This window comes from Sphingomonas leidyi, from assembly GCF_011761945.1.
GTDB classification, from domain to species: Bacteria; Pseudomonadota; Alphaproteobacteria; order Sphingomonadales; family Sphingomonadaceae; genus Sphingomonas; species Sphingomonas leidyi.
On the sequence record NZ_JAASQV010000005.1, the window covers coordinates 1 to 26,126 of the forward strand.

Here is a 26,126-nt window from a genome sequence, read left to right on the forward strand (position 1 = left end):
GACTATCTCGCCGAGGGCGCCGTCTCCCAGCTCATCGACGCCTATGTCGACCAGCTCCGCAAGGTCGGCATCGAGGCACTGCGCCGCCGGCCGCGGGGCAAGGCCGTGGTGCGCGGCGAGGGCCCGCGTTTCAAGACCGTCGACTCCGCCGAACTGGAGAAGCTCGAAGCCAAGCTGCGCCGCGACCGCGAGATCGTCGCGCGCCGCGTCTTCGACGGCGCCACGCTCGACGAGGTCTCGCTCGCAACCGGCGTGACCAAGGAACGCATCCGCCAGATCGGCAGGCAGGCGACCAGGCTGCTGACCGAGATCGCTGCCGAAGCGCCGCGCTTCACCCCGATGGCCGAAGACGCACGCCGCGCGATGCCGCCGGCCCGCCCGCGCCGCGGCGGCGCTGCGAAAGTGCCGCTGCTCCCCGATCCGGGCGCGCTCCACAACCGCCTTGCCCATGTCGAGGCGATCGAGGCGGAGCGGACGGCCTATGTCACGCCGGCCCTGCCGGTCGCCCGGCTGGTGCTGCACTGATCCTTCAGACCACCCGCGACAGGAAGCGGCTGAACGGATCCTCGCGATAGTCGCCGAACGGCCCGCATTCGGTGAAGCCGAACTGGCGGTAGAGCGCATGGGCGGCATCGAAGGAATCGCCCGATCCCGTCTCCAGGCTCACGCGCCGATAGCCCCGCGAGCGGGCGGTGCTCAGGATATGCCCGACCAGCTTGGCGCCGGTGCCGCGGCGCAGATGCTCCGACGCGGTGCGCATCGACTTGATCTCGCCATGCTCCGGATCGAGCTCGCGCAGCGCGCCGCAGCCCAGCAGGTCCTCGCCGTCCCACACGGTCCAGAAGGTCACGTCGGGCGCGGCGAGGCCGGAGAAGTCGAGGAAATGGGTGCTGTCCTTCGGCGAATTGGTCAGCATCCCGGCGAAATGCTGCTCCAGCAGCCCGCGGACCCGCGCATCGTCGAGCCCGCCCTCGCGGATTTCCATGTTCGACCCCTCTTTGTCGTTTTCGTTCCCGGTCAGATCTCGTCGATAAATCCTGCCAAAGTCTCAAGGCAGGAATGCGCCAGCGTCTTGCAGCGCGCGGGCGACCAGGCGAATTCCGGATCGGCGTTGGCCTCATGATCCTTGAACGGCATTTCCAGCGTCATCGAGACCGCGCCGAAACGCTCGGCGAGCTGGTTGGTCGACATCGAGAGATTGGCCTGGCCCGGCGCCGATTTCTCATAGCCCAGGTCGAGCTGGAAATCGGGCGTCGTCCGGGCGAGGCGGCGGGCATATTCGTAGAATTTCTCGCCATGCGCATCGGTCCAGGAGGCGATGCCTTCGAAGCCGGCGAGGAAATTGGCGGGGATCGCCTCGTCGCCATGCACGTCGATCGCGAAGTCGACGCCGGTCTCGTCCATCGCCGCGCGGACCAGGAACACCTCGGGGCTCTTCTCCATCGTCGGAGCATGCCATTCGCGGTTGAGGTTGATGCCGGCGGCGTTGGTGCGCAGATGCCCGCGGCGCGAACCGTCCGGATTCATGTTGGGCACGATGTGGAACACGGCCTTCTCGCGCAGGTCCCGCGCCGTCGCGTTGGTCGGGTCGGTCAGGAATTCGAGGGCGCCTTCCATCCACCATTCGGCCATGGTCTCGCCCGGATGCTGGCGCGCATAGAGCCACACCGTCTTCGGCCCCGTGCCGAGCGTCAGCAGGTCCATCGGCTGGCCGTCGAGCGTCTTGCCCAGCTCGCGGTGCGACACGCCCGGCATCAGCGCGATGCGGCTGACCAGGTCGTGGTGCCGCTCCATCGAATAGGGCGCGAAATAGGCGAACCAGACCAGGTCGGTGTCGATCGTCTTGGTGAAGCTCAGCACGCCGTCGGCATAGCTCGATTCGGCCGTGCGCCACGCTTCGCGGTCGGTCGACCAGCGGGCCTTGTAGCCCGGCCAGCCGAACGCATAGGCGGCTCCGCCCGCGTTCAGCAGGCGGAAGGTGAGGGTGCGTCCCTTCGCTCCGGCCACGCGGAAGTAAAACCACTGGTAGAAGTCCGAGAGGTGATCGGTGACGATCTCGAGGTCGACGCGGTCGCCCTCGATCCCCACGAGGCGGATGTTGCCGGAATCGAAGCCGGAATTGATCTGGATGGTCATTTCACCGTGATAGTGATGCCGGACTCGCCGGGGAAGTCCTTGAAGAGTGCCTTGGCCATGCGCGCGGCCGCGGCGCCGGGCTGGTCCGGATCGGTGCCGCTCACGCTGCCGCTCTGCGCCCGGCCTTCCCAAACGGTGGTGTTGTCGCTGCGGCGGCGCAGCTGCACCCACAGCTCGGTCTGATACAGCTCGCGCGTCTTGCCGCCGATGCCGAAGCCGACATCGCCGCCGACGCCCACGCCGCCGCGGCGCCCGCCGCTGAAGCTGCCGGCGCCCAGGCCGATGCTGACCGGCGGCGGTTCCTTGAATGCCCCCTTGCTCGTGCGGCGGAAGCCGACCGCCGCGATATAGCCCGAAGGCGTGCTGCTCACCGACTGGACATAGCCCAGCCGCTCCAGCTCGGCGCGCACCGCATCGGCATAGGTCTGATATTCGGGGCCGAACGAATCGGTGTTGGCCATCGGCTCGACCGCGACGGTGGTGCGCTCGATCGGCGCGCCCAGATGATAGCGGGTGACGTCGATCGGCTGGGGGCGATAGCTGGGGGCGCAGGCCCCCAGCGCGGCGAGCAGGGCGATGCTGAGCGGCTTCTTCACGCGAGGAACTCCTGTTTCGCGGACGGAACGTCTCGGTTTTGCCCTCCAACACGGATCAGGTCGAGTCGGTTCCGCAGCGTTGCGGGGCGACTCCTGCCTTGACTTGGCGGGCGTCGGCCACTAGGCGAGCCCCTCTTTCCGGCATTCCTATAGTTTGAGAAGCGAATCGGTCATGAAGATCGTGAATTCATTGAAGTCGCTCAAGGATCGGCATCGCGACAACCGCGTGATCCGCCGTCGTGGGCGCATCTACGTCATCAACAAGACCCAGAAGCGTTTCAAGGCCCGCCAGGGCTGATTCGCGTGGTCCAGCCCCATGCCGTCATCTTCGATGTCGGGAAGGTGCTGTTCGACTGGGAACCTCGGTTCCTCTACGAGCGCCTGATCGAGGACGATCGGGCGCTCGAAGCGTTTCTGGCGAACGTCGTCACCAGGGAATGGCATTTCCAGCACGATGCGGGGCGTCCGTTCGCGGAAACCTCGGCGGAGTTGCGTGCCCGCTTTCCCGAGCATGCGGCGCTGATCGCCGCCTGGGCGCCGCGCTTCAACGAAACGCTGGGGCCGGCGATTCCCGGCATGACCGCGCTCGTCGAGGCGCTCGATGCCGCCGGCGTGCCGCTCTTCGCGATCACCAATTTCTCCGGCGAGTTCTGGCCGCCGTTCCGTGCGCGCGAAGCCGCGCTGTTCGATCGTTTCCGCGACATCGTCGTCTCGGGCGACGAGAAGCTGGTGAAGCCCGATCCCGCGATCTACGCGCTCGCGCTGCGCCGATTCGGCCTGGAGGGGCCGGACGCGGTGTTCATCGACGACAGCCTGCCCAATGTCGTCGCGGCGGCGGACGCCGGAATCCACGCCTTGCACTTCACCGGGGCGGCGAAGCTGCGGGCGGATCTCGAAGGCCTGGGGCTGCTCTAGACTCCCCTCCCGCGACGGGAGGGGAATCGGTCCGGATCAGATCGCGTCCGGCCCTTCGCGGCCCGGATGGTTCTTCAACTCGTCGCCGACCAGCGTCACCACGTGCAGCACGTTGGTCGAGCCGGGCGTCCGGAAGGGTACGCCGGCGCACAGCACGACGCGGTCGCCCGCCGCGGCGATGTGGTGGCGCAGCGCCATCCGCTTCGACTTGGCGACCATCTCCTCGAACGAATCGACGTCGCGGGTGTGGACCGCGTGCGTGCCCCAGAGCAGGCCGAGCCGGCGCGCCGTCTCGATCTTGGGGGTGAGCACCAGGATCGGCACCGAGGGGCGCTCGCGCGCGATTCGCCGCGCGGTCGAGCCCGAGCTGGTGAAGCAGGTGATGCCGGAGGCGGAGACGGTGCGCGCGATGTTCTTCGCGGCCTCGGCCAGCGCGTCGGCGGTAGTGGGGTCGGGGCGCGTCACGGTGAAGTGGACGCGGTCGCCATGCGCGGGGTCGCGCTCCACGGCGTCGGCGATCGAGTTCATCATCGAAACCGATTCGACCGGCCATTTGCCGGCGGCGCTCTCGGCCGAGAGCATGATCGCATCGGCACCGTCATAGACTGCCGTGGCGACGTCCGAGACTTCGGCGCGCGTCGGCGACGGGCTCTCGATCATCGATTCGAGCATCTGGGTGGCGACGATCACCGGGCGGCCCAGGCGGCGCGCGGTCTCGACGATGCGCTTCTGGAGCGGCGGCACGGTCTGCGGCGGCAGCTCGACGCCCAGGTCGCCGCGCGCGACCATCACGCCGTCGCACTGCTCCACGATCTCGTCGAGCCGCGCGATGGCCGAAGGCTTCTCGATCTTGGCGAGCAGTGCCGCCTTGCCGCCGATCAGGCGGCGGGCCTCCATCAGGTCCTCGGGGCGCTGGACGAAGCTGAGCGCGATCCAGTCGGCGCCCTGCTCGACGGCGAAGGCGAGGTCGCTGCGGTCCTTCTCGGTGAGCGCGGCGAGCGGCAGCACCATGTCGGGCACGTTCAGGCCCTTGTTGTTCGACAGCGGACCGCCCACCTCGACGATCGTGGTCAGCCGGTCGGGCGCGACCGAGACGACGCGCAGCACCAGCTTGCCGTCGTCGAGCAGCAGGCGGGCATTCTCGTGCGCCGCCTCGAAGATCTCGCGGTGCGGCAGCTCGACGCGGGTGGCGTCGCCGGGCGTCTTGTCGCGATCGAGGATGAACTCGTGGCCGGTGACCAGCTGTACCTTGCCGTCGGCGAACTTGCCAACGCGCAGCTTCGGGCCCTGAAGGTCGGCCAGGATCGTGGTCGGGCGGCCATATTTCTGCTCGAGCCCGCGAATCGCCTCGAACAGCGGCACCTTCGATGCCTGGTCGCCATGGCTCATGTTGATCCGGAACGCGTCGGCGCCGGCTTCGAACAGCTTGGCGATCATCTCGGGCGTCGCGCTGGCGGGGCCGAGCGTGGCGAGGATGCGAACCTTGCGCGTGCGGGGGCTGATTGCCTTTGTCATCGTTGTCATATCCTCGGCTTGTGCCTCGGTGCCTCTAGCCTCATATCCCGGAGGATCAACCGTGGAGGTGTGATAATGGACGAACTCGACCAGCTGGATGACGCTACCGCCGCCAAGGCGTTCCGCAGCCTGGTCCGCCATCTCCGCCATCGCACCGACGTGCAGAACATCGATCTGATGGGCCTGGCGGGCTTTTGCCGCAACTGCCTGGCCGACTGGATCGTCGAGGCCGATCCGTCGATCGCCAGGGACGAGGCGCGCCATATCGTCTACGGCATGCCGTTCCCGGAATGGAAGGCGCGCCACCAGGGCGAAGCCACGCCCGAGCAGATCGCGCGGATGGAAGCGAGCGTGAAGCGGAACGAAGCGCTGGACGAAGCGCTCGACGAGAGCTTCCCGGCTAGCGATCCGCCCGCGATGACCGAGCCGGGGCGCTGACCGCCGGCCGGGCCGGATTCGCGGCCGGGGCCGGAGAGAGCTTCCACTTCATCGCCTTCGCTACCGCCGCGCGCCAGATGTCGTAGCCGGCGCGAGTCATGTGCAGGCCGTCCTCGCGATAGAGTTCGGGGCGCGGCTTGCCGTCCGGTCCCAGCATCGCGGGGAAGATGTCGACATAGCCGAGCCGCCGGTCGGTCGCGACATAGTCGCGCACCAGCGCGTTGGCCTCGCGGATTCCGTCGATCAGCCGCCAGCGCGACGGGCTGGGCTTGATCGCGATGAACAGGATGCGGGTGCCAGGCAGCCTGAAATGCACCTTGGTCACCAGTGCCTGGAAATCGGAGAGAACTTCCTCGGGCGTGTGCCCGGCCTCCAGGTCGTTGTCGCCGGCATAGAAGACGATCGTCTTCGGTGCGTGGGGCGTCACGATCCGATCGGCATAGCGGACGCTGTCGGGAATCGTGGAGCCGCCGAAGCCGCGATTGATCACATTGTGGCCGGGGAACTCGCGCGCGAGGTCGGGCCACATCCGGATGCTCGAGCTGCCGAGGAACAGCACCCCGCCCTTTGCCGGCCTGGTGATGGCGTCGCGCGCCTCGAACGCGGCGATCTCGGCGGCGAAGGGCGCCTTGTCCGCCGGGATCGGCGCGGGGCGGAGATGGGCCGGCACCCGCATGGCGGGCGGAAGCTGGACCGGCGCGGCGGGCTTTGCCGGAACCGGGGCCGGCGGCCGGTTCTGCGCGGGCGCGGTGGCCGGCAGGAGAGCGAGCATGGCGGCAGCGAAAAGCGCGATTCGGCGGGAAAGGGGCATGGCCGGCAGATAACCGCACCGGCCGCCAGGGGCAATTCGCGGGTAATCGACGGAAGCGGACCGCGTTGCGACGGAGCCGGGGCGGATCGATTGCGAGATTGTGATTACACTTGTAGTCGATGGGCATGCGACGTCTCGCCCGGCTCCTTGCCTGCTCGCTCCTCCTGGTCCCCGGCATCGTATCGGCGCGCGCCGCCGACCCCGCGGGCGAGGTCGACAAGCTGCTCGCTCCGTGGAGCAGGCCGGACGCGCCGGGATGCGCCGTGTCGGTCGCACGCGCCGGACAGCTGCTCCATGCCCGCGGCTATGGCGCCGCCAATGTCGAGGCGGGCATCGCCAACACGCCCGACACGGCCTTCCACATCGCCTCGCTCTCCAAGCAGTTCACTGCCTTCGCGGTGCTGCTCCTCCAGGCGGAGGGCAGGCTCGCGCTCGCCGACGACGTGCGCAAATATGTCCCCGAGCTGCACCGCTTCGCGCGGCCGATCACGCTCGCCCAGCTCATGCACCACAGCAGCGGGCTGCGCGACCAGCTGAGCCTGTTCTGGCTGCAGGGCCGGCGCGGCGAGGACAGCATTGCCCAGCAGGACGCATTGCGGGTGATCTTCGGCCAGCGCGAGCTCAACTTCGCGCCCGGCACCGCCTTCGGCTATTCCAACTCGAACTACACGCTGCTCGCGCTGGTGGTCGAGCGCGTTTCCGGCAAGTCCTTTGCCGACTTCCTCGCGGAGCGCGTGTTCCGGCCGCTCGGCATGGACCATAGCTATATCGTCGACGACTATCACCGCATGCGCGCCGGCCAGGCGATGCCCTATGCGCCCGGCGGGAAGGAAGGCGCGCCGGAGCGCCGCTTCCTCCCCTATGCCACCTATGGCTCGACCGGTATCCGCTCCACCGCGGCCGACCTCGCCCGCTGGGCGCGCAACTTCGCCGAGCCGGTCGTGGGGACGAAGGCGGTGATCGCGGAGATGCTGAAGGCCGATCCCGTCACCGGCTATGGCGGCGGGCTCCATATCGGGCGCCATCGCGGCGCGCCGATCGTCGGGCACAGCGGCATCGATCCCGGATTCGTCGGCCATTTCCTGATGCTGCCGGAGCGGCGCCTGTCGGTCGCGCTGATCTGCAATGTCGAGGGGGAGGATCCGGCGCCGCTCGCACGCGGGATCGCCGATCTCTATCTGGGCGAGGCTCCCGCCGATCCCGCCCCGCGCCCCGAAGTCGCGCTGGCCCCTGCCGAACTGCTGCGCCTCGCCGGCAATTATCGCGACCGGCTCGGCACCGGCTTCCTGATCGAGGCGCGCGAAGGTAGGCTCTGGATGCAGGGCTTCGACCCGATGATCCCTCACGGCGCGGGCGCCTTCGGCATGAAGGGCGCGCCGGTCGCCATCCGCTTTTCGGGCGAGGTGCCGGCGCGGACGCTGACGATCGACGGCCCCGGCGGCCTCCTGGTGGCGACGCGCTATGTCCGGCAGCCGGCGACGGCACTCACGCCCGCGCGCATGACCGACTATCTCGGCACCTATTACAGCCCCGAGCTCGCCGTTCTGGTGACGGTCGCGCGGCGCAACGGCGCGCTCTGGATCCTGGGGCCGGGCTGGGAGAGCCGGATCAGCCAGCCGCCCGAAAAATATCGCGAGCGCGATTCCTTCGATACCGACACGGTCACCGGCACGGTCCGCTTCCGCCGCGATGCGCGGGGCAGGGTGACGGAGCTGCGCAGCACCAATGGCCGCATCGTCGACCTGCGCTTTCTGCGCGTGACGGGCCTGCCTCGGCTCGGCGCGGTTGGGGGTTGAGCGGAGCCGCCCGCTCCGATAATCGCGCCCCTTTCCGAACCAGATTCTTCCAGGAGCTTCCACCTTGTCCGATTCGATTTCCGCCGAGCAACTGCGCCTTCTCATCGAGCGGATCGAGCGGCTCGAGGAAGAGAAGAAGGGCATCGCCGACGACATCAAGGACGTCTATGCCGAAGCCAAGGCGACCGGCTTCGACGTGAAGACGATGCGCTCGATCGTCCGCCTGCGGAAGATGGAAAAGCATCACCGCGACGAGGCGGAGATGCTGCTCGAAACCTACAAGCAGGCGCTCGGTATCTAGGGCTGACGTCGTCCCCGGCGTCCCGGCTCGGATCCGGGGCCGCCGGGTGACGATGTTCGGGCAAGCATTGCCCATGGCCCCGCGCCTGGCCTAAAGCCGCGCGATCAGTTTCATACGAGAGCGCAATGGCAGGCCATTCCAAGTTCAAGAACATCATGCACCGCAAGGGCGCGCAGGATAAGAAGCGCTCGAGCATGTTCTCCAAGCTCAGCCGCGAAATCACTGTCGCCGCCAAGATGGGCTTGCCCGATCCCGACATGAACCCGCGCCTGCGCGCCGCGATCGCCGCGGCCAAGGCGCAGTCGATGCCCAAGGACAATATCCAGCGCTCGATCGACAAGGCGAGCAAGGGCGACGGCGAGAATTACGAAGAGATCCGCTACGAGGGCTTCGGTCCGGGCGGCGTCTCGCTGATCATCGAGGCGCTGACCGACAATCGCAACCGCACCGCCACCAACGTGCGCACCGCGGTCTCCAAGAATGGCGGCAATCTCGGCACCGCCGGCTCGGTAAGCCATGGTTTCGACCGGATGGGCCTGATCAACTATCCGGCCAAGGCCGGCGACGCCGAGAAGGTGTTCGAGGCCGCGCTCGAGGCGGGGGCGGAGGACGTGGCCAGTTCCGAGGACGGCCATGAGATCTGGACCGCGCAGGACGCGCTTCACGAAGTCGCCAAGGCGCTGGAGCCGGTGCTGGGCGAGGCCGAGGGCGCCAAGCTCGCCTGGCGGCCCCAGACCATGGTCGATGTCGGCGAGGAGGACGCGGCCAAGCTGTTCAAGCTGATCGATGCGCTCGACGACGACGACGACGTCCAGACGGTGTGGGGGAATTACGAAGTCTCGGACGACGTGATGGAGAAGCTGGGCTGATTCGGGATCGCGCAACGACGCGACGAGGCGACGAGCGAAGCATGTCGTTCGCGCAAGGGCACGAAGGCGCGAGGATTTCGGTCGTTGCGCGCGGCGCGGGAACGCTCCCGCGCAGGCAGCGAATGGCACGGGCTGGCAGATTGCCGCCGTCGCGGCCGGGGAGTCCCTCCGCGCCTCCGCGCCTCTGCGCGAACCGATCTCCTTCCTTCCCCATCGTCGCGCCGGCGCGCCGTTGCGCGCGCCGGAAATGATCATCCTCGGCCTCGATCCCGGCCTCGGCACCACCGGCTGGGGGCTGATCCGTGCGGAGGGCAATCGCCTGTCGCACCTCGCCAACGGGCGGCTGAAGACCGATACCCAGGCGCCGCTCCCGCGCCGCCTCGCGCATCTCGACGCCATGCTGGCCGCGCTGATCGCCGATCACGGCCCCGAGGCGGCGGCGGTGGAAGAGGTATTCGTCAATTCCAACGCCCAGTCGACGCTCAAGCTCGGCCAGGCCCGCGGTGTGGTGCTGTGCGCGGCGGCGCGGACCGGCATCGATGTCGGCGAGTACAAGCCGAGCACGGTCAAGAAGTCGGTGGTCGGCATGGGCAATGCCGAGAAGGCGCAGGTGCACGCGATGGTGCAGGTGCTGCTGCCTGGCGTGAAGATCGCCGGGCCCGACGCCGCCGATGCGCTGGCGGTCGCCATCTGCCACGCCCACCATCTGGCAAGCGCCCGCTTCGGGTTGCGCTAGGCGGCCAGCGCGACGATCATTTCTTCCCCCGTTTCCCCGCTCGAATTGGGGAACCGCGCGGCAACGTGCCAGCGGGGCGGGTGATTTCGCTTTCCTAGGCCTGCTTGTTCTGCTTATGTACCGCGCATGCGTGCGCGCCTCCGCTCCTGCCCCGCCTGGCTGCCATTCGCCCGATGCCGTGCGCGGCGCGGGGAATGGGGAGGGGGCCTCGACGCCATATGCTTCCGCGCGGAGGACCGGGCATGATCGCGCACCTGAAGGGCCGGCTGGAGGCGACGGGGCTCGACCATGTCGTGATCGACGTGAACGGCGTCGGCTATCTCGCCGGCGCGTCGGGCAGGACGATCACCGCACTCGGCGCCACCGGCGGATTGGTCACGCTCCACACCGAGATGCTGGTGAGCGAGGATTCGATCCGGCTGATGGGTTTCGCCACCGCGAGCGAGCGCGACTGGTTCCGCCTGCTCACCAGCGTGCAGGGTGTCGGTGCCAAGGTAGCGCTCGCGATCCTCTCGATCCTGTCGCCCGAGGAAGTGCAGACTGCCGTGGCGCGTGCCGATTCGGCGATGATCGCGCGGGCGAATGGGGTGGGGCCCAAGCTTGCCCAGCGCATCGTCAACGAACTCAAGGACAAGGCCGGCGGCGTGGCGCTCGGCAGCGGCGGCGCCCCGGGCGTGGCGGCGGCGGGTGGCGCTGCGCAGGATGCGATCTCGGCGATGCTCAACCTGGGGTTCAAGCCGGCCGAGGCGAGCGCCGCGGTCAATGCCGCCGCCGACGAACTGGGTGCCGGTGCGACGCTGGATGCGCTGGTGCGGCTGGCGCTGCGCAAGGCGGCGAAATGACGAGCCGAACCGCTGCCTGCCGCTGCGGCCAGCTCCGCGCCGAATGCGTGGGCGAGCCGGTGCGCATCTCGGTCTGCCATTGCCTGAACTGCAAGCAGCGCAGCGGATCGGCCTTCGCGGTGCAGGCGCGCTTTCCGGTGGGGCAGGTGACGATCACCGGCCGGTCGACCGAATGGATCGCAGCGTCGGAGAGTGGCGGGTTGCCGGCCAGCTTTCACTTCTGCCCGATCTGCGGCGGCAATGTCTGGTATAGCGGCGGCGGCATTCCCGACACGATCGCGATCCCCGTCGGCCATTTTGCGGACCCCGGCTTCCCGGCGCCGACCGTGTCGGTGTGGGAGGAGCGGCAATGCACCTGGCTGGAGATCACCGGCCCGGTCGAGCGTCATGGCTGACCGGTCGGATCAGGGGCGTGGGCAGGGGGCGCCCCGCGAAATGCGCATCGAGATTGGCGAGCACCAGGTCGCGCATCTCGGCGCGGCCTTCCCCGGTCGCGCTGCCCTGGTGCGGGGCGAGCACGACGGTATCGCGCGTGCGCAACGCCTCGGGCACATTCGGTTCCTGCGCGAACACGTCGAGCCCCGCGCCGGCGATGCGCTGCTCCGCCAGCGCCGCGATCAGCGCGTCCTGGTCGACCAGGCTGCCGCGGGCGATGTTGATCAGCACGCCGTCGGGGCCCAGCCGGTCGAGCACCCCGGCATCGACGATGCGATCGGTTTCCGGTCCGCCCGGTGCGGCGAGGATCAGTACCTCGCTCGCTTCGGCCAGCGCGGCGATGTCGGGCACGAAGTGCCATGGCACCGGCTTTTCGGCGCGGGCGCAATAGAGCAGCGCGCCGGCAAAGGGCGCGGCACGCAGCGCAATCGCATGGCCGATCCGGCCCAACCCGAAAATGCCGATGCGGCGCCCGCTGGCCCGGCGGCCGAGCGGCGCGGCCCAGCCCCCGCCGCGCACCAGCGCGTCGTTCGCCGCCACGCGCCGCTGCACCGCCAGCATCAGCGCGATCGCCTGGTCGGCGACGTCCTCGGTCAAGGCGCCCGCCGTGGTGGTGACGCAGATGCCGCGGGCATCGAGAGCGTCCAGATCGAGCCGGTCATGGCCGACGCCGTGGATCGCGACGATCTCCAGCGCGGGCAGGCGGGCGAGCAGGGCGGCATCGATCTTCATTGCGCCGCCGCCCACCACGGCGCGGATACCGGGGGGAGGATCGCCTTCGTGCAGCGTGAAGCGTTCGGCGAGCGCCGCGCGCAGCGGCGCGGGAATGGGCGTTGCGAGCAGCAGGTCCGGGCCGGCCATGTCCCTGCTCTAGCCGCGTCGCCGCGAGAGGAATAGGTCGGGACCCATGGAAATCGAAGTCAGTGCCGAGGCCAAGGACAAGTCGCTCAACCGGAATGTGGCGATCACGGTGGTGATGCTTTCGGTGTTCATGGGGGTGTGCGGGATCAAGGACGGCAACATCGTCCAGGCGATGCAGCAGGCCCAGTCCGATTCGGTCGACAAGTGGAACCAGTATCAGGCGGCCAAGACCAAGCTGCACGTCGCCGAGGCGAGCCGCCTCCAGATCGCCCTGCTGGCCGATCCCGGGCGCGCCGCGCCGGTGCTTGCCGGGCTCGACCGCGACATCGCGAAATACAAGGCGGAGGCGCCGGGTCTGGCCGCCGAGGCGAAGGCGCGGAGCGATCTCTACGATGCGCTGAACGTGCATGACGACCAGTTCGATGCGAGCGACGCGTCGGTCGCCACCGCCATCTCGATCGCCGCCGTCGCCGCGCTGGTGGAAAGCGGCTGGCTGCTCTGGGCCGCCTGGGCCTTTGGCGCCTTCGGGCTGTTCATGGGGCTGTGCGGGTTTCTGGGCTGGAGCTTCCATCCGGCGCTGCTGAGCGGGGTATTGGGGTGAACAGGGTCGATCATCCTTTCGTCCCCGGCTGGCAGGGCGATCGCAGCTGGACCGCGCCGGGCGAGCCGCCGTCGGCGTTCGTGACGTTCGAGGCGGGCGACCTGGGCGCGCCCTTCCGCATCGCGCATGGGCGCGACATGATGTTCGATCACGGCGAGCTCGTGCAGGACTATAACTTCCTCGATTATTTCTTCGGCGATCCCGCCGCGCCGGTGCGTGCGCGGCATTATCTGGGCGAGCGCAGCGTGGCCGTCTATCTTCCCGGCTTGCCGGAGGATGCGAATCTGGCGCAGGCGCGCGCAGCTTTCCCCGAAGATGCCCTTCGCTATCTCCGGCGGCGCTTCCACGCAATCGAGGTGTTGACCGGCGAGGGATATTGCGAGCTTTGGACGGCAGCATGACGGATTCCGATCGCCTCCTCTCCTCCGCCCGCCGCATCGACGATGTCGACGCCGCGCTGCGCCCCAAGAGCCTCGACGAGTTCGTCGGCCAGCGGGCGGCGCGCGAGAATCTGCGCGTGTTCATCGATGCCGCCCGCTCGCGCGGCGAGGCGCTGGACCATGTCCTGTTCTTCGGCCCGCCGGGGCTGGGCAAGACCACGCTCGCCCAGATAATCGCGCGCGAGATGGGCGTCGGCTTCCGTGCCACGTCGGGCCCGGTGATCGCCAAGTCGGGCGATCTCGCGGCCCTGCTCACCAATCTCGAAGATGGCGACGTCCTCTTCATCGACGAGATCCACCGGCTCAATCCCGCGGTCGAGGAAGTCCTCTATCCGGCGATGGAGGATCGCGCGCTGGATCTCATGATCGGCGAGGGGCCGTCGGCGCGCAGCGTGCGGATCGATCTGCCGCGCTTCACCCTGGTCGGTGCGACCACCCGCCAGGGGCTGCTCACCCAGCCGCTCCGGGATCGGTTCGGCATCCCGGTGCGCCTGAATTTCTACGCGGTCGACGAGCTGGAGCGCGTGGTCGCCCGCGCCGCCCGGCTGCTCGACCTGCATGTCGCGCCCGATGGCGCGCACGAGATCGCGCGGCGCTCGCGCGGCACGCCGCGCATCGCCGGGCGGCTGCTCCGCCGGGTGCGCGACTTCGCCAATGTGCTGGGCGAGGAGACCGTGCATGCCCGGGTGGCGGACCAGTCGCTCACCCGGCTCGAAGTCGATGCGCTCGGGCTCGACGCGATGGACCGGCGCTACCTCACCATGATCGCCGACATCTACAAGGGCGGCCCGGTGGGCGTGGAGACGCTGGCGGCCGGGCTCAGCGAGCCGCGCGACACGATCGAGGAAGTGATCGAGCCCTATCTGATCCAGATCGGGATGATCGCGCGCACGGCGCGGGGGCGCTGTCTCAACGCGGCGGGGTGGAAGCATCTGGGCCTCACGCCGCCGTCCACCGCGCAGGAAGGGCTGTTCGACTGAGGTGAGGGGTTCCCCCGGCGGAATCGCTGGGTTAGGTGGCCGGCCATGGACGTATCCTTCGCCCCTGGCCGCTTCGCGGGCCTCGAGCATCATTTCGTCCTGCGTGTCTATTTCGAGGACACCGACCTGAGCGGCGTGGTCTATCACGCCAACTATCTCAGGTTCATGGAGCGGGCCCGCTCGGATATGCTGGCGCTTGCCGGGATCGATCAGCGCGCGGCGCACGAAGCGGGCGAGGGCGCCTATGCGCTGCGCGAGGCGAACATTCGCTACCGGGCGCCGGCGCGCCTGGGCGACGAACTGGTGGTGGTCAGCCGGCTGGTCCGGCTGCGCCCCGCCGCAGTGGACATTCATCAACGAGTCATGCGCGACGTTACCATAGTGGCCGAAGCGGAGATCGAGGCGGTGTTCGTCGCCCCGTCCGGCCGTCCGCGCCGCCAGCCGGCGGCGTGGATGGAGCGTTTCACACCGCTGCTCTTCAAGGGGAACTGAACCGATCATGGAATTCATCAGCACCGACGCCGCCACCATGTCGCCGATCGGCCTGTTCCTGCAGGCGGACTGGGTGGTGCGCGCCGTGATGATCGGCCTGCTGCTCGCGTCGCTCTGGACCTGGGCGATCATCCTGTCGTTCGGCTTCAAGGTGAGCGCAGTGAAGAAGGCGATCGACCGGTTCGAGGCGGAATATCGCGAAGCCGACGACATCGACGAGTTCCATCGCCGCGCCGCCGGCCGCGACCAGCCGATCGCCCGCGTCTTCGCCGCCGGCGTCACCGAATGGCGCCGCTCGACCAGCGGCAAGGCGATCGACCGCGAGGGCACGCGCGAGCGCCTGGCCACCGCGATGGGCGCCACGATCGCGCAGGAGATCGACAAGCTCGCCGATCGCCTCAACTTCCTCGCCACGGTCGGTTCGGTCGCGCCGTTCGTCGGCCTGTTCGGCACGGTCTGGGGCATCATGCGCAGCTTCACCGGCATCGCCAAGGAGCAGAGCTCGTCGCTCGCCGTCGTCGCGCCGGGCATCGCCGAGGCGCTGTTCGCCACGGCGATCGGCCTGTTCGCCGCCATTCCGGCGGTGATCGCGTACAACCGCTACTCGCACGGCGTGAACCGGGTCGAGGCGCGGCTCAACCGCTTCGCCGACGGCTTCCACGCGACGCTGAGCCGCCGCCTGGAGATGGAGGCCTGAGCCGATGGCGATGCACCTCCCCTCGAACAAGGGCCGCGGCCGCCGCCAGCCCATGGCGGAGATCAACGTCACGCCGCTGGTCGACGTGATGCTGGTGCTGCTGATCATCTTCATGGTGACGGCGCCCCTGCTCACCGCCGGCGTGCCGGTGAACCTGCCCGAGAGCCGCGCCAAGGCGCTCGACCAGGATCAGAAGCCCGTCCAGATCGCGATCGACGACAAGGGCCAGATCTTCGTCGACAACGAACTGACGTCGGACGCCGCGCTGCCCGGCAAGCTCGAGGAGATCGCCGGCCGTGCGCCGGGGCCGGACGGCAAGCCGGCGGCGGTGTTCCTGCGCGCCGACCAGGGCCTGGGCTATGGCAAGGTCATGAAGGTGATGGGCGAGCTCAACCATGCCGGGCTCAACCGCGTCTCGCTGATCACCGACGCGAGCGCCAAGCCGTGATGAACCGGGCCGAGGGTGCGGGACTGACGGTTGCGGTGCTGGGGCATGTCGTGCTCTTCGGCCTGTTGTCGGTCGGCTTCCTCGCCACGCCCAATCCCCTGAAGCTGAAGCCGACGCCGATCGAGGTGGCGCTGGTCGATCAGGTCGCGCTGGAAAGCACTTCGCCCAACCCGACCAGCGAGGCGCCGGCCGCCAGGCTCGCGCCGGTGGAAGCGCCGATCGAGCCGGATAGCGCCCCGCCCGAGCCGGCGCCCAATCCGCAGCCGATCGCCAAGCCGCAACCGACGCCGCCCAAGCCGGTGCCCGCGCCCGATGCCGTGAAGCCCGCGCCGAAGGCGCCACCCAGGGCCGCCCCGGCCCAGGCGCCGTCGCGCCCGGCCCAGCGCCCCGTCGCGCCGACCGGCCGGCTCGATGGCCTGCTCAACGGCATCAACGACAAGCCGAGCAAGAGCGCATCCATCACGCCGCCGGCCGCAACTGCCGGGCCCGAGGTCAAGGCTGCGTTGAGCGCCGCGATCATCCGCCAGATCCGCCCGCACTGGGCCCCGCCCAGCGGCGCCGATTCGGACAAGCTGCGCACCAAGGTGACCGTCAGGCTCAACCAGGACGGCTCGCTCGCCAGCGAGCCGCAAGTGACGCAGACGGGCATCACCGACAGCAACCGCGCCCAGGCCGATCTCGCCAAGGATCGGGCGATCCGCGCGGTGAAGCTTGCCGCTCCCTTCAAGCTGCCCGCGCAATTCTATGATGCGTGGAAAGTCATAGCCCCGGTTTTGTACGAGGACCTGTGAAGATGAAATTTGCCCATCTGACGATCGCGGCCCTGCTGGCGAGCACCGCCGCCACCGTCGCGCAGGCGCAGGACGTGCCGGCGCCCGCTCCGCAGCAGCAGCCGCCCCAGGCGCAGGACCAGCCGCTCAGCGTCGACGTGACCAACACTGCCGCCAAGGACCTGGTCATCGCGATTCCGGCGATGCCCACTTCCGAGAACGTGTCCACGCCCGCCGGCCCCACCGACCAGCTCGGGGCGAAGCTCGCCCAGGTGGTCGAGGACGATCTGCGCAACACCGGCCTGTTCAAGACGCGCGGGCCCTCGGCCAGCCGCGGCATCGCCTATAGCGAAGTCACCGCGCCCAATTACGGCAGCTGGAACGGCAACCAGGCGATCATCCAGGGCTATGTCCGCGCCAACGGCAACGGCTCGCTCACCGTGGGCTGCTATCTCTACGACGTGCTGCTGCAGAGCGAGCTGGTCCGCCAGGGCTTCGTCGTCTCGCCGGCCGACTGGCGCCGCGCCGCGCACAAATGCGCCGACGCGGTCTATTCGAAGCTCACCGGCGAAGGGCCGTATTTCGACAGCCAGGTGGTGTACGTCGCGGAGACCGGCCCGAAGAACAAGCGCCGCAAGCAGCTGGCGATCATGGACCAGGACGGGGCCAATCACCGCTTCCTGACCAACGGCCAGTCGATCGTGCTCACGCCGCGCATGAGCCCGAAGCAGAACGCGATCGTCTATATGAGCTACACGCAGCGCAAGCCGGCCATCTATGTCTACGACATGGGGACGCGCGAGAACCGGCTGCTCGTCTCCAACGTCAGCCTCAGCTTCGCGCCGCGCTTCTCGCCTGACGGGCGCCATGTGCTGTTCTCGATGGCGCAGGCCGGCAATACCGATATCTACCGCATCGCATCGGCCGGCGGCGAGCCGCAGCGGCTCACCAACTCGCCGGGCATCGATACCGGCGGCAGCTATTCGCCCGACGGCTCGAAGATCGTGTTCGAGAGCGATCGCAGCGGCACGCAGCAGCTCTATGTGATGAACGCGGACGGCTCGAACCAGCACCGGATCAGCTTCGGCGGCGGGCGCTATGCCACGCCGGTGTGGAGCCCGCGCGGCGATCTGATCGCCTTCACCCGCACCGGCGGCGGTGCGTTCCGGATCGGCGTGATGAATCCGGGCGGCGGCGGCGAGAAGCTGCTTACCAACAGCTGGGGCGACGAGGCGCCGAGCTGGTCGCCCAATGGCCGCGTGCTGATGTTCTTCCGCTCGGCCCAGGGCTCGGGCCGGCCGGACCTGTGGTCGGTGGACCTCACCGGCACCAACGCGCGGCGGATTCCCACGCCGCTCGACGGGTCGGATCCCAGTTGGGGACCGATTCGTCCCTGAAACGTAACGGCATTCGTGCTAAGGCCCTGGCAAGCGGACCGGGTGCGATGAGAAAAGGAGAAAAGACCATGTCCAAGATCACGACCGGCCTGGTGCTCGGCGTCGCGCTGCTCGCCACCGCGGGCTGCGCCAAGAAGCGCGATGCGAACACGATTCCGCCCGCGCCGTCGGAGACCGGCCCGGTCAATCCGGGCGAGGGCGACAGCGACACGGTCGCGGCGCCGATCAACGAGCAGTTCCGCCGCGAAGTGTCGAGCGACACCGTGCATTTCGCGTTCGACCAATATGACATCGATCCCGAGGCGCGGGCGATCCTGGACAGCCAGGCACAGTGGCTGAACAGCCACCCGAACACCCGGATCACGATCGAGGGGCATTGCGACGAGCGCGGCACCCGCGAATATAATCTCGCGCTGGGCGATCGCCGTGCCAATGCGGCCAAGAACTATCTTGCCTCGCGCGGCATCTCGCCCGCGCGGATCACCACGATCAGCTATGGCAAGGAGCGCCCGATCGCGCTGGGCTCGGACGATGCCAGCTGGGCGCAGAACCGCCGCGCGGTGACGATCGTCATCAGCTAGGGCGTTCGCGCTTTGGGAAAGGGGCCGCCGGGGGAAGCTCCGGCGGCCCCTTTCGTGCCTGGCGCTAGTTCACCCGTTCCAGCGCCAATGCCGGGCCCTCGCCCTTGGCGAAATAATCGAGCCGGATCACCTTGCCGGCCGCGTCGCGGACCGGAGTGAAATAGCTGATCTCGTCGGGCACGAAGCGGATGTCGCCCCGCGCGTCGAGCATGAGGGGGATCGCCGGGCGTCCCTCGCGTACGAGGGTGAGGCGGCCTCCCGCGAACGCCAGGGTGCGCGACGTCGCCGGATCGCTGCCATAGGTCCCGGCCAGCGCGGCCGCCTCCGGCGGCAGGGCCCGCCCGGCGCCCGGCAGCGGATAGGGCTTGCCCAGGGCGATCGCCGCCATGCGCCGGGCGAGCGTCTGCGCATCGAACGTGTCGTTGTTCGCGAGTACCACGATCACCGTGTCCGACACGGGCAGATAGAGCAGCGCGGATGCGAAGCCGTCGATCTGGCCGGTGTGCCCGATCGCCGTCTGCCCGCGGATCTGCCAGATATAGAGGCCGAGCCCGTAGCGCTGTTGCAGCGGCACGCCGGCAAGCGCGGGCTGTGCCATCTGGGCGAAGCCGGCCGCGCTCACCACCCAGCCATGCGCCAGTGCCCGCATCCAGCGCATCAGGTCCGCTGCCGAGGATCGCAGCGATCCCGCGGTCTTGGGGAGCGACATGTTGAAGGCGGCGGCGTTGCGGAGCTGCCCCTCGGCCAGCGTGTATCCCGCGACGCGCCGCGCCACGATCGCGTCCCGGCGGTCATAGGCGGTGTCGGCGAGCCCGAGCGGCACGAACAGGCGCGTGCGCATCGCCTCGTCCCAGGACTGGCCGGTCACTTTCTCGATCACGGCGCCGAGCAGCATATAGCCCGAGTTGGAATAGCGCTGCTCGCTGCCCGGAGCGGAGCGCAGCGGACGCGCCGCGATCCGCGCGACCTGTTGCGCCAGCGGGACTTCGCCCGGGCCGAAGGGCGGCTGGGGCGTGGCGTCATTCTCTGCGATCCCGGCAGTATGGCTGAGCAACTGGCGCAGCGTGATGCGCGGATCGAGCGGCAGCTCGGGCAGGTAGCGCGCCGCCGGCGCATCGAGCGCCACTTCGCCACGCTCGGCCATCTGCACGATCAGCGCGGCGGTGAAGCTCTTGGTGATCGAGGCGATCCGGAAGATCTGGTCCGGTGCCATCGGCATGCCGAGCTCGGCCTCCGCCATGCCGCGCGCGCGCCGATAGAGGATCGTGTCGCCGCGCGCGATCAGCACGGTGGCGCCGGAGCCCTTGGGAGAGACGGTGGCGGCCAGCGCCGCATCCGCTTCGTGCGGGATCGCCGCGGTGGCGGGCTGCGCCAGGGCCGGTGCGGCGGGCAGCAGCAGGACCACGCAAAGGGCGGGCAGGAGCAGTCGCATCGATTTCCCCCGATCGAGATCGGCGGATCGTCGCGTCGCCCGGATGAGCCCTGCCTGAACGGCGCGCGATTCCGTCTTGCGACGCGCTCCGAAACGATATAAATAAGATATCATAATTTCGGGAGGTAATGATGACCGACGTTCGTAGCGCCGCTCCGGCACTGCGCCAGAGCAGCGAGAAGACCGCAATCACCATGAGCGGCTATGGCATGCTTCTCGTGCTGCTCGTCGCGCTTGCCGCCACGGTGGGGGCGCTCACCCAGATCGACCGGATGGTGGACTGGATCGTGATTTCCTGGCTGCTGGTCTCGATCCTGGTCGAGCTGTTCGTGCTCTGCGGCTTCTACCTGCTCCAGCCCAACCAGGCGGCGGTGATCACGCTGTTCGGCGACTATCGGGGCACGGACCGCACCACGGGCCTGCGCTGGACCTGGCCCTGGATGAGCAAGAAGAAGGTTTCGGTGCGCGCCAACAACATCATTTCGGAGCGCATCAAGGTGAACGACCTGCGCGGCAATCCGATCGAAATGGCGGCGCAGGTGGTGTGGCGGGTGACCGACACCGCGCAGGCGCTGTTCGACGTGGACGACTACAAGGCGTTCGTGAACGTCCAGATCGAGGCGGCGGTGCGCACGATCGGCTCGCGCTATCCCTATGACGATTTCGAGCATCAGGAAGTCACGCTGCGCGGCAATCACGACCAGGTCGGTTCGGAGCTGCGCGAGGAACTGATCGCCCGCCTGCGCGTCGCCGGCATCACCGTCGACGAATGCGGATTCACGCACCTGGCCTATGCGCAGGAGATTGCCGGCGCGATGCTCCGCCGCCAGCAGGCGCAGGCGGTGGTCGCCGCTCGCCAGACCTTGGTCGAGGGCGCGGTGGGCATGGTCGAGATGGCGCTCGCCCAGCTTTCCGCCAAGCAGGTGGTCGATCTCGACGACGAGCGCCGCGCGGCGATGGTCTCGAACCTGATGGTGGTGCTGTGCGGCGAGCGCGATACCCAGCCGGTGGTCAACACGGGCTCGCTCTATCAGTGATGCGCGAGGCGTAACCCGTGTCCCAGCCGCCGCTAAAGAAAGCCTTTCCCTTGCGTCTCGATCCTGCCCTGCACGCGGCGATCGAGCGCTCGGCGGCGAGCGACCTGAGGAGCGTCAACGCCCAGGTCGAATGCCTGTTGCGCGAGGCGCTGGCGCGGCGCGGCGTGAAGCTGGCGGAGCCGGTGCGGCCCAAGCGCGGGCGCCCGCCCAAGGTGCAGGAAGGCGGGGAATGACGAGTCCGTCTCGCCGGCCAATGCCGGTGGGTCCCGGCACCTGGCCGGCATGGACCCTTGCGGGAACGGACAGGTTGGGGCGCGCCCGGCGCGCGGTTCGCGTCGAAGACTGGAGGAGAAAGCAGATGTTCCTTGCCATGCATGTCCGCCGCGCGCGGCTGCCCTTCGTCCTTGCGATCCCCGGGGCGGGGCTGCTCGCCGGCATCGCGGTGGTGCTGTTCCAATGATGGGCAGGCTTTTCCGCGACGCGGCGCAGGTCCGCCCGGGCTATTGGTTCCGGCCCAAGCGCTTCGGCTTCGGCGCGAAGCCGGTCACCTGGCAGGGCTGGGCGGCGACCCTGCTCTTCGGCGCGGCCATCGGGCTGATCGTCAATTTCGCCATGCACCGGGACCGGTTGTGGCTGGTGCTGCTGGTGCCGCTGATCGCCGCCTTCCTCTGGCTCATTGCCGTCAAGACCGACGGCGAGTGGCGCTTCCGCTGGGGCGGTGACGCGTGATGCGCCGGGCGATCCTGGCGTTCGCCGCATGCGCCGCGGTGCCCTCGGCGCTCGCGCAGGCGCTTCCCGCCGGCACCGAGGTGACTGCGCCTGGGCCGCTGGGGAACCTCGCCGGCACGCTGCTCGATCCCGATCCCGGCGCCCCGCTGGTGCTGCTGGTCCCGGGTTCCGGCCCCACCGATCGAGACGGCAACAACCGCTACGGCGTGGCCGGCGGCCCCTATCGCCAGCTTGCCGAAGCGCTGGCGCGGCGCGGCGTCGCCACGCTGCGGATCGACAAGCGCGGCATGTTCGGCAGTGCCGGCGCGGTCGCCGATGCCAATCGCGTGACGATCACCGACTATGCTGCGGATGTCCGCGCCTGGGTCGATGCCGCGCGCAAGCGCACCGGCCGCGCCTGTATCTGGCTGCTCGGGCATAGCGAGGGCGGACTGGTGGTCCTGGCCGCCGCCCAGCGGCCCGCGGGGATTTGCGGCGTGGTGCTGGTCAGCGCCGCGGGCCGGCCCCTCGGCACGATCATGCGCGAGCAGTTCCGGGCCAATCCGGCAAATGCGCCGTTGCTTGCGCCGCTGCTTGCGCTGGTCGACACGCTCGAGGCCGGCAAGCATGCGGATACCGCTGCGATGCCGGCGCCGCTCCCCTCGCTCTTCCCGGATGCGGTGCAGGATTTCCTGATCGACGAGTTCCGCCATGATCCGGCCCGTCTCGCCGCGCGCCTCGCGCCGCCGCTGCTCGTCACCCAGGGCGATCGCGATGTCCAGATCGGCGTTGCCGATGCGCAGGCCCTTGCCGGCGCCAGGCCTGGCGCGAAGCTGGTGATCGTGCCGGGCATGACGCATGTTCTGCGCATGGCGGCCGGCGAGGGCCGCGCGGCGAGCACCGCCACCTATTCGGATGGCGCGCTCCCCGTGGCCCCGGCGCTGGCCGAAGCCATTGCCGGGTTCGTGACCGCGAAGCGCTAGGCCAGCGCCGCGTCGAGCAGCCGGGCCAGGCGCAGGCCGCCCTTGATCACCTGGGTCCGGGCCTCGGGCACCCACTTCTCGATCATCGCCTCGCTGATCGCGACGCGGCCGGTGATCGGCTTGCAGGCGTCGCCGCCGTTGAGATCGGCATAGACGGTCCTGGCCAGTTCCCAGCTGTCCTTGCCCCAGTCCTGGACGGTGCCGCCGCCCAGCGCGGCGCGGTCCTTGCGGCTATAGGTGCGTACGATGTCGGGGCCCGAGGTGATCGCGCGCTCGGCGAGCAGCCCGTCCCACACCGAATGGAGGTTCAGCCGGTCGGTGGTGTAGATGCCGTAGCTCACCATCGCCTTGTTGCCGCCGGCGTCATGGTCGTGCTCGGCGCCGTGGAGCGGCTGGCCGATATCGCCGACGAAATGGACGAGGAAGAGCAGCGCCTTCACGCGCTCGACCTGCGGCGCCTTGCGGTCCTTGAGGATCTTCACGTCGCGCTCGATCTGGGCGGAGACGCAATTGCCGTCCTTGCACTCGGCGGTCACGTCGAACGGCTTGCAGACGTCCGCGTCCTGATAATGCCAGACGGACGCGTAGCGCCAGTCGCTGCCCAGCTTCTTGATGCAATCGGCCCAGACCGAGGCTTCCTCGATATTGGTCGCCGGGCAGCCCTCGGTCTTGAGCAGGTCGGTGTGGCGGAGCAACTGGCCGATCTTCGCGCGGGTGGCCGGAGTCACGTTGCGCCAGGCGATCGCGGCGACGGTCTGATGGCCATATTCCCAATAGGCATTGGCGGGCGCGGCGAATCCGAGCAGGGCCGCGAGGACGAGAAGAAGGCGCATCAGGCAACTCCGCTGGCAGATGCCGCTTCCCTAGCAGAACGGGCGGGCTTGGCCAGCCGGAGGCGCAGCCCGATCAGCGGCCGCAGCCAGGCGATGCGCCGGCCGATCAGATAGGCGGCCGCGCAAGTGGCGCCGGTGCCGCCGAGCAGCAGCGCGAACTCCGCCGGCGCGCTCAACCCCAGGGGCAGCGAATACCAGGCGATCAGCACGATCGCGGGATGGTGGACGATGTAGAAGGGGAACACCGCCTCGGCGAGCGGCTTGCGCAGCCGGTGGTCGTGGTTCCAGCGGGTCTCGGCGATGTGGAACAGCGCGAGGATCATGCCCCAGGCCATGGCGGTGCGCGCGGCCCGGTCGAGCGCCATCACGTCGTGCGGCGGCACGCGCGTGCCCGGCCATAGCAGCTCGACGGTGACGATCACCGCGCCGGCCAGCGCCGCCATCGCGGCCGCCGGTTTCCAGCTGCGCGCCACTGCCGGCCACAGCCGCGGCGCCCCGGCCAGGGCGAAGCCGAACAGGAAGATCGGGACATATTGGGCATGGCCGCCCCAGTCGCGCAGCAATCCCTGGCGTTCGGGCGCGACGAACAGCAGGGCCAGCCGCGCCGCGGCAAGCGCCAGCACGGGCACCCAGAGCAGCCTGTGTCCCCGGGCGAGCCAGTCCGCCGCCGCGCCGATCGCGCGCATTGCCCGGTTGCCGCCCAGTGCCAGCACGCCGGCGAGCAGCAGCGTATAGGCGGCGAGATAGGCGACGAACCACAGATGCTCCCAGCTCGGGAATTCGCGGCCCCAGAAGTCGCCCGCGCGCCAATAGTCGAGCGCCCAGAAATGGAGATAGCCATGCGGATAGCCATTCTCCATCACCCGCACCCACATCTCGAGCGGCACCAGCGCCACCATGCCGAAGGCGAGCGGCACCAGCAGCCGCACCGCGCGCGAACGGGCGAAGTCGCGCGTGCCGGCCGAGCGGTCGAACAGCTTGCGCGAGGCATAGCCCGAGACCGCGAAGAGCAGGGGCAGGCGCCAGGGCGTCAGCAGCGCCATGGGCGGGATCAGCCACCCAAAGGCATAGTTGGTCTTGATCACCCAGTCCCAGGGCGAGAAGGCCATGGCGATGTGATAGAGGATCAGCAGCGCGAAGGCGGCGATGCGCAGCCAGTCCATGCCGTAATGGCGTTGGCTGGTGCGCGGCGCGGCAGCAAATTGTGGGTCGTGCTGCAACGCGCGAGAGCCTTGATCCGGGAAACGAGCCGGAGAAATAGCACCGCGCCTCTTAGCATCGCGTAAACCGCACCGGGTTGGCGCGGGCGCGGGCCGGGCGTATATGGCGCCCATGTCCGTACGTCCCTGGCGCGATATCGTCCGGCGGCCCAGCCGTCAGATCATGATTGGCAACGTCCCCGTTGGCGGCGATGCGCCGGTGACGGTGCAGACGATGACCAACACCGCCACCTCCGATGCCCGCGCGACCATCGACCAGATCCGCCGCTGCGAGGATGCCGGGGTCGACATCATCCGCGTCTCGTGCCCCGACGTCGAATCGACTGCGGCGCTGAAGCAGATCGTCCGCGCCGCGCGCGTGCCGATCGTCGCGGACATCCATTTCCACTACAAGCGCGCGCTCGAGGCCGCCGATGCCGGCGCCGCCTGCCTGCGCATCAACCCGGGCAATATCGGCAGCGCGGACCGCGTGAACGAAGTGGTCAACGCCGCCAAGGCCAATGGCTGCGCGATCCGCATCGGGGTAAATGCGGGCAGCCTCGAGAAGGACCTGCTCGAGAAATATGGCGAGCCCTGTCCCGAGGCGCTGGTCGAATCGGCGCTCGACCATATCAAGCTGCTCCAGGACCGCGACTTCCACGAATTCAAGGTCGCGGTGAAGGCGTCGGACGTGTTCCTCGCCGTCGCCGCCTATCAGCAGCTCGCCGATGCGGTGGATTGCCCGCTGCACCTGGGCATCACCGAGGCGGGCGGCTTTGTCGGCGGCACGGTGAAGAGCGCGATCGGCATCGGCTCGCTGCTCTGGTTCGGCATCGGCGACACGATTCGGGTCAGCCTTTCGGCCGAGCCCGAGGAGGAAGTGCGCGTCGGCTTCGAGATTCTCAAGGCGCTGGGCATCCGCAACCGCGGCGTCCGCGTCGTTTCCTGCCCCAGCTGCGCACGCCAGGGCTTCGACGTGATCCGCACCGTTCAGGCGCTCGAGGACCGGCTCCAGCACATCCGCACGCCGCTGTCGCTCTCGGTGCTGGGCTGCGTGGTCAACGGCCCGGGCGAGGCGCGCGAGACCGATATCGGCCTGACCGGCGGCGGCAACGGCAAGCACATGGTCTATCTGTCGGGCATCACCGATCACACGGTGAACGATGCCGACATGCTCGATCACATCGTCAAGCTGGTCGAGGCCAAGGCGGCGGAGATCGAGGCGGCAAACGGTGCCGCGGCGGTGGCGGCGGAATAGGTCCCATGCTATGTGTCAG

The 26,126-nt window shown here is 68.9% G+C and carries 33 protein-coding genes; 24 read left to right on the forward strand and 9 right to left on the reverse strand.

Annotated elements, in window-relative coordinates; all coding sequences use genetic code 11:
• Window positions 1-525, forward strand: a 525-nt coding sequence (locus FHR20_RS19020; protein ID WP_279589466.1) for a sigma factor-like helix-turn-helix DNA-binding protein, incomplete at its 5' end; no start/stop codon positions are given.
• Window positions 526-529: 4 nt separating this feature from the next.
• Here the strand turns inward: FHR20_RS19020 and FHR20_RS19025 are convergent.
• From FHR20_RS19025 to FHR20_RS19035, 3 genes are read right to left on the reverse strand one after another with little or no spacing between them, the layout of a single operon-like run.
• Complete coding sequence (locus tag FHR20_RS19025) at window positions 530-985, reverse strand: GNAT family N-acetyltransferase (protein WP_167301205.1); 456 nt, start codon at window positions 983-985, stop codon at window positions 530-532.
• Between the two features lie 32 nt (window positions 986-1,017).
• A complete protein-coding gene (locus FHR20_RS19030) occupies window positions 1,018-2,136 on the reverse strand; it encodes a M14 family metallopeptidase (RefSeq protein ID WP_167301206.1) in 1,119 nt (372 codons plus the stop codon).
• Window positions 2,133-2,732 carry a DUF4136 domain-containing protein gene (locus FHR20_RS19035; protein WP_167301207.1) on the reverse strand — a complete coding sequence of 200 codons (600 nt, stop codon included), beginning with the start codon at window positions 2,730-2,732 and terminating at the stop codon, window positions 2,133-2,135. The genes FHR20_RS19030 and FHR20_RS19035 overlap by 4 nt, the downstream gene beginning before the upstream one ends.
• 172 nt (window positions 2,733-2,904) lie before the next feature.
• Here FHR20_RS19035 and ykgO point away from each other — a divergent pair, with 172 nt between their 5' ends.
• Entirely contained in the window at window positions 2,905-3,030 is a 126-nt protein-coding gene (gene ykgO, locus FHR20_RS19040) for a type B 50S ribosomal protein L36 (RefSeq protein ID WP_086130464.1), read from the forward strand.
• A 5-nt stretch (window positions 3,031-3,035) separates the two neighbouring features.
• Complete coding sequence (locus tag FHR20_RS19045; RefSeq protein ID WP_167301208.1) at window positions 3,036-3,647, forward strand: HAD family hydrolase; 612 nt, start codon at window positions 3,036-3,038, stop codon at window positions 3,645-3,647.
• A gap of 36 nt (window positions 3,648-3,683) precedes the next feature.
• Here the strand turns inward: FHR20_RS19045 and pyk are convergent, their stop codons facing one another.
• On the reverse strand, window positions 3,684-5,162 hold the full coding sequence (gene pyk / locus FHR20_RS19050) for a pyruvate kinase (RefSeq protein WP_167301209.1): 1,479 nt from the start codon (window positions 5,160-5,162) through the stop codon (window positions 3,684-3,686).
• A 75-nt stretch (window positions 5,163-5,237) separates the two neighbouring features.
• Here pyk and FHR20_RS19055 point away from each other — a divergent pair, with 75 nt between their 5' ends.
• Window positions 5,238-5,600, forward strand: coding sequence for a DUF1244 domain-containing protein (locus FHR20_RS19055; protein WP_167301210.1), 363 nt, complete (start codon window positions 5,238-5,240; stop codon window positions 5,598-5,600).
• Here FHR20_RS19055 and FHR20_RS19060 read toward each other — a convergent pair.
• Window positions 5,563-6,372 (reverse strand): SGNH/GDSL hydrolase family protein, encoded by an 810-nt coding sequence (locus FHR20_RS19060; protein ID WP_208413766.1) that lies wholly within the window; start codon window positions 6,370-6,372, stop codon window positions 5,563-5,565. The genes FHR20_RS19055 and FHR20_RS19060 overlap by 38 nt on opposite strands.
• A gap of 164 nt (window positions 6,373-6,536) precedes the next feature.
• Here FHR20_RS19060 and FHR20_RS19065 point away from each other — a divergent pair, with 164 nt between their 5' ends.
• From FHR20_RS19065 to FHR20_RS19090, 6 genes are all read left to right on the forward strand, one after another.
• Entirely contained in the window at window positions 6,537-8,207 is a 1,671-nt protein-coding gene (locus FHR20_RS19065; protein ID WP_167301212.1) for a serine hydrolase domain-containing protein, read from the forward strand.
• Window positions 8,208-8,271: 64 nt separating this feature from the next.
• On the forward strand, window positions 8,272-8,508 hold the full coding sequence (locus FHR20_RS19070; RefSeq protein WP_167301213.1) for a DUF2312 domain-containing protein: 237 nt from the start codon (window positions 8,272-8,274) through the stop codon (window positions 8,506-8,508).
• A gap of 125 nt (window positions 8,509-8,633) precedes the next feature.
• The gene (locus FHR20_RS19075; protein WP_167301214.1) at window positions 8,634-9,377 is read left to right on the forward strand and encodes a YebC/PmpR family DNA-binding transcriptional regulator; all 744 of its coding nucleotides are present in this window, start codon (window positions 8,634-8,636) and stop codon (window positions 9,375-9,377) included.
• A gap of 247 nt (window positions 9,378-9,624) precedes the next feature.
• Window positions 9,625-10,113 carry a crossover junction endodeoxyribonuclease RuvC gene (gene ruvC / locus FHR20_RS19080; RefSeq protein WP_167301215.1) on the forward strand — a complete coding sequence of 163 codons (489 nt, stop codon included), beginning with the start codon at window positions 9,625-9,627 and terminating at the stop codon, window positions 10,111-10,113.
• 242 nt (window positions 10,114-10,355) lie between these two features.
• On the forward strand, window positions 10,356-10,955 hold the full coding sequence (ruvA, locus tag FHR20_RS19085) for a Holliday junction branch migration protein RuvA (protein ID WP_167301216.1): 600 nt from the start codon (window positions 10,356-10,358) through the stop codon (window positions 10,953-10,955).
• Complete coding sequence (locus FHR20_RS19090; RefSeq protein WP_167301217.1) at window positions 10,952-11,350, forward strand: GFA family protein; 399 nt, start codon at window positions 10,952-10,954, stop codon at window positions 11,348-11,350. Before ruvA ends, FHR20_RS19090 begins: the two co-directional genes overlap by 4 nt.
• Here FHR20_RS19090 and FHR20_RS19095 read toward each other — a convergent pair.
• Window positions 11,322-12,251: a 2-hydroxyacid dehydrogenase gene (locus FHR20_RS19095; RefSeq protein WP_167301218.1), complete on the reverse strand. Its 930-nt coding sequence runs from the start codon at window positions 12,249-12,251 to the stop codon at window positions 11,322-11,324. The two genes, FHR20_RS19090 and FHR20_RS19095, sit on opposite strands and share 29 nt — an antisense overlap.
• 46 nt (window positions 12,252-12,297) lie before the next feature.
• Here FHR20_RS19095 and FHR20_RS19100 point away from each other — a divergent pair, with 46 nt between their 5' ends.
• The 9 genes from FHR20_RS19100 (at window position 12,298) to pal (ending at window position 18,657) form a co-directional block, all read left to right on the forward strand.
• The gene (locus FHR20_RS19100) at window positions 12,298-12,852 is read left to right on the forward strand and encodes a DUF4337 domain-containing protein (RefSeq protein WP_167301219.1); all 555 of its coding nucleotides are present in this window, start codon (window positions 12,298-12,300) and stop codon (window positions 12,850-12,852) included.
• Window positions 12,849-13,253, forward strand: coding sequence for a hypothetical protein (locus FHR20_RS19105; RefSeq protein ID WP_167301220.1), 405 nt, complete (start codon window positions 12,849-12,851; stop codon window positions 13,251-13,253). The genes FHR20_RS19100 and FHR20_RS19105 overlap by 4 nt, the downstream gene beginning before the upstream one ends.
• A complete protein-coding gene (gene ruvB / locus FHR20_RS19110; RefSeq protein WP_167301221.1) occupies window positions 13,250-14,272 on the forward strand; it encodes a Holliday junction branch migration DNA helicase RuvB in 1,023 nt (340 codons plus the stop codon). The genes FHR20_RS19105 and ruvB overlap by 4 nt, the downstream gene beginning before the upstream one ends.
• A 45-nt stretch (window positions 14,273-14,317) precedes the next feature.
• Entirely contained in the window at window positions 14,318-14,764 is a 447-nt protein-coding gene (locus FHR20_RS19115) for a YbgC/FadM family acyl-CoA thioesterase (RefSeq protein WP_167301222.1), read from the forward strand.
• Between the two features lie 7 nt (window positions 14,765-14,771).
• Window positions 14,772-15,461: a protein TolQ gene (tolQ, locus tag FHR20_RS19120; protein ID WP_167301223.1), complete on the forward strand. Its 690-nt coding sequence runs from the start codon at window positions 14,772-14,774 to the stop codon at window positions 15,459-15,461.
• Between the two features lie 4 nt (window positions 15,462-15,465).
• On the forward strand, window positions 15,466-15,909 hold the full coding sequence (gene tolR, locus FHR20_RS19125) for a protein TolR (protein WP_167301224.1): 444 nt from the start codon (window positions 15,466-15,468) through the stop codon (window positions 15,907-15,909).
• On the forward strand, window positions 15,909-16,700 hold the full coding sequence (locus FHR20_RS19130) for a TonB C-terminal domain-containing protein (protein WP_167301225.1): 792 nt from the start codon (window positions 15,909-15,911) through the stop codon (window positions 16,698-16,700). The genes tolR and FHR20_RS19130 overlap by 1 nt, the downstream gene beginning before the upstream one ends.
• 2 nt (window positions 16,701-16,702) lie before the next feature.
• Window positions 16,703-18,076 carry a Tol-Pal system beta propeller repeat protein TolB gene (gene tolB, locus FHR20_RS19135; protein ID WP_167301226.1) on the forward strand — a complete coding sequence of 458 codons (1,374 nt, stop codon included), beginning with the start codon at window positions 16,703-16,705 and terminating at the stop codon, window positions 18,074-18,076.
• A gap of 68 nt (window positions 18,077-18,144) precedes the next feature.
• Window positions 18,145-18,657: a peptidoglycan-associated lipoprotein Pal gene (gene pal / locus FHR20_RS19140; RefSeq protein WP_167301227.1), complete on the forward strand. Its 513-nt coding sequence runs from the start codon at window positions 18,145-18,147 to the stop codon at window positions 18,655-18,657.
• A 64-nt stretch (window positions 18,658-18,721) separates the two neighbouring features.
• Here pal and FHR20_RS19145 read toward each other — a convergent pair whose 3' ends face one another.
• Entirely contained in the window at window positions 18,722-20,089 is a 1,368-nt protein-coding gene (locus FHR20_RS19145; protein WP_167301228.1) for a serine hydrolase domain-containing protein, read from the reverse strand.
• A 131-nt stretch (window positions 20,090-20,220) separates the two neighbouring features.
• Between FHR20_RS19145 and FHR20_RS19150 the strand changes: the two genes are divergently transcribed.
• The 4 genes from FHR20_RS19150 (at window position 20,221) to FHR20_RS19165 (ending at window position 22,817) form a co-directional block, all read left to right on the forward strand.
• Complete coding sequence (locus tag FHR20_RS19150) at window positions 20,221-21,126, forward strand: SPFH domain-containing protein (protein WP_167301229.1); 906 nt, start codon at window positions 20,221-20,223, stop codon at window positions 21,124-21,126.
• Between the two features lie 17 nt (window positions 21,127-21,143).
• The gene (locus FHR20_RS19155; protein WP_167301230.1) at window positions 21,144-21,359 is read left to right on the forward strand and encodes a type II toxin-antitoxin system antitoxin; all 216 of its coding nucleotides are present in this window, start codon (window positions 21,144-21,146) and stop codon (window positions 21,357-21,359) included.
• A gap of 223 nt (window positions 21,360-21,582) precedes the next feature.
• Window positions 21,583-21,855, forward strand: a complete 273-nt coding sequence (locus FHR20_RS19160) for a hypothetical protein (protein WP_208413768.1) — start codon at window positions 21,583-21,585, stop codon at window positions 21,853-21,855.
• Window positions 21,855-22,817 (forward strand): alpha/beta hydrolase, encoded by a 963-nt coding sequence (locus tag FHR20_RS19165; RefSeq protein WP_167301231.1) that lies wholly within the window; start codon window positions 21,855-21,857, stop codon window positions 22,815-22,817. The genes FHR20_RS19160 and FHR20_RS19165 overlap by 1 nt, the downstream gene beginning before the upstream one ends.
• Here the strand turns inward: FHR20_RS19165 and FHR20_RS19170 are convergent.
• Together FHR20_RS19170 and FHR20_RS19175 are read right to left on the reverse strand one after the other, a co-directional pair.
• Complete coding sequence (locus FHR20_RS19170) at window positions 22,814-23,650, reverse strand: S1/P1 nuclease (protein WP_167301232.1); 837 nt, start codon at window positions 23,648-23,650, stop codon at window positions 22,814-22,816. The two genes, FHR20_RS19165 and FHR20_RS19170, sit on opposite strands and share 4 nt — an antisense overlap.
• Entirely contained in the window at window positions 23,650-24,870 is a 1,221-nt protein-coding gene (locus FHR20_RS19175; protein WP_167301233.1) for an acyltransferase family protein, read from the reverse strand. Before FHR20_RS19175 ends, FHR20_RS19170 begins: the two co-directional genes overlap by 1 nt.
• Before the next feature lie 112 nt (window positions 24,871-24,982).
• Between FHR20_RS19175 and ispG the strand changes: the two genes are divergently transcribed.
• The gene (ispG, locus tag FHR20_RS19180) at window positions 24,983-26,107 is read left to right on the forward strand and encodes a flavodoxin-dependent (E)-4-hydroxy-3-methylbut-2-enyl-diphosphate synthase (protein ID WP_167301234.1); all 1,125 of its coding nucleotides are present in this window, start codon (window positions 24,983-24,985) and stop codon (window positions 26,105-26,107) included.
• Window positions 26,108-26,126 lie beyond the last annotated feature (19 nt).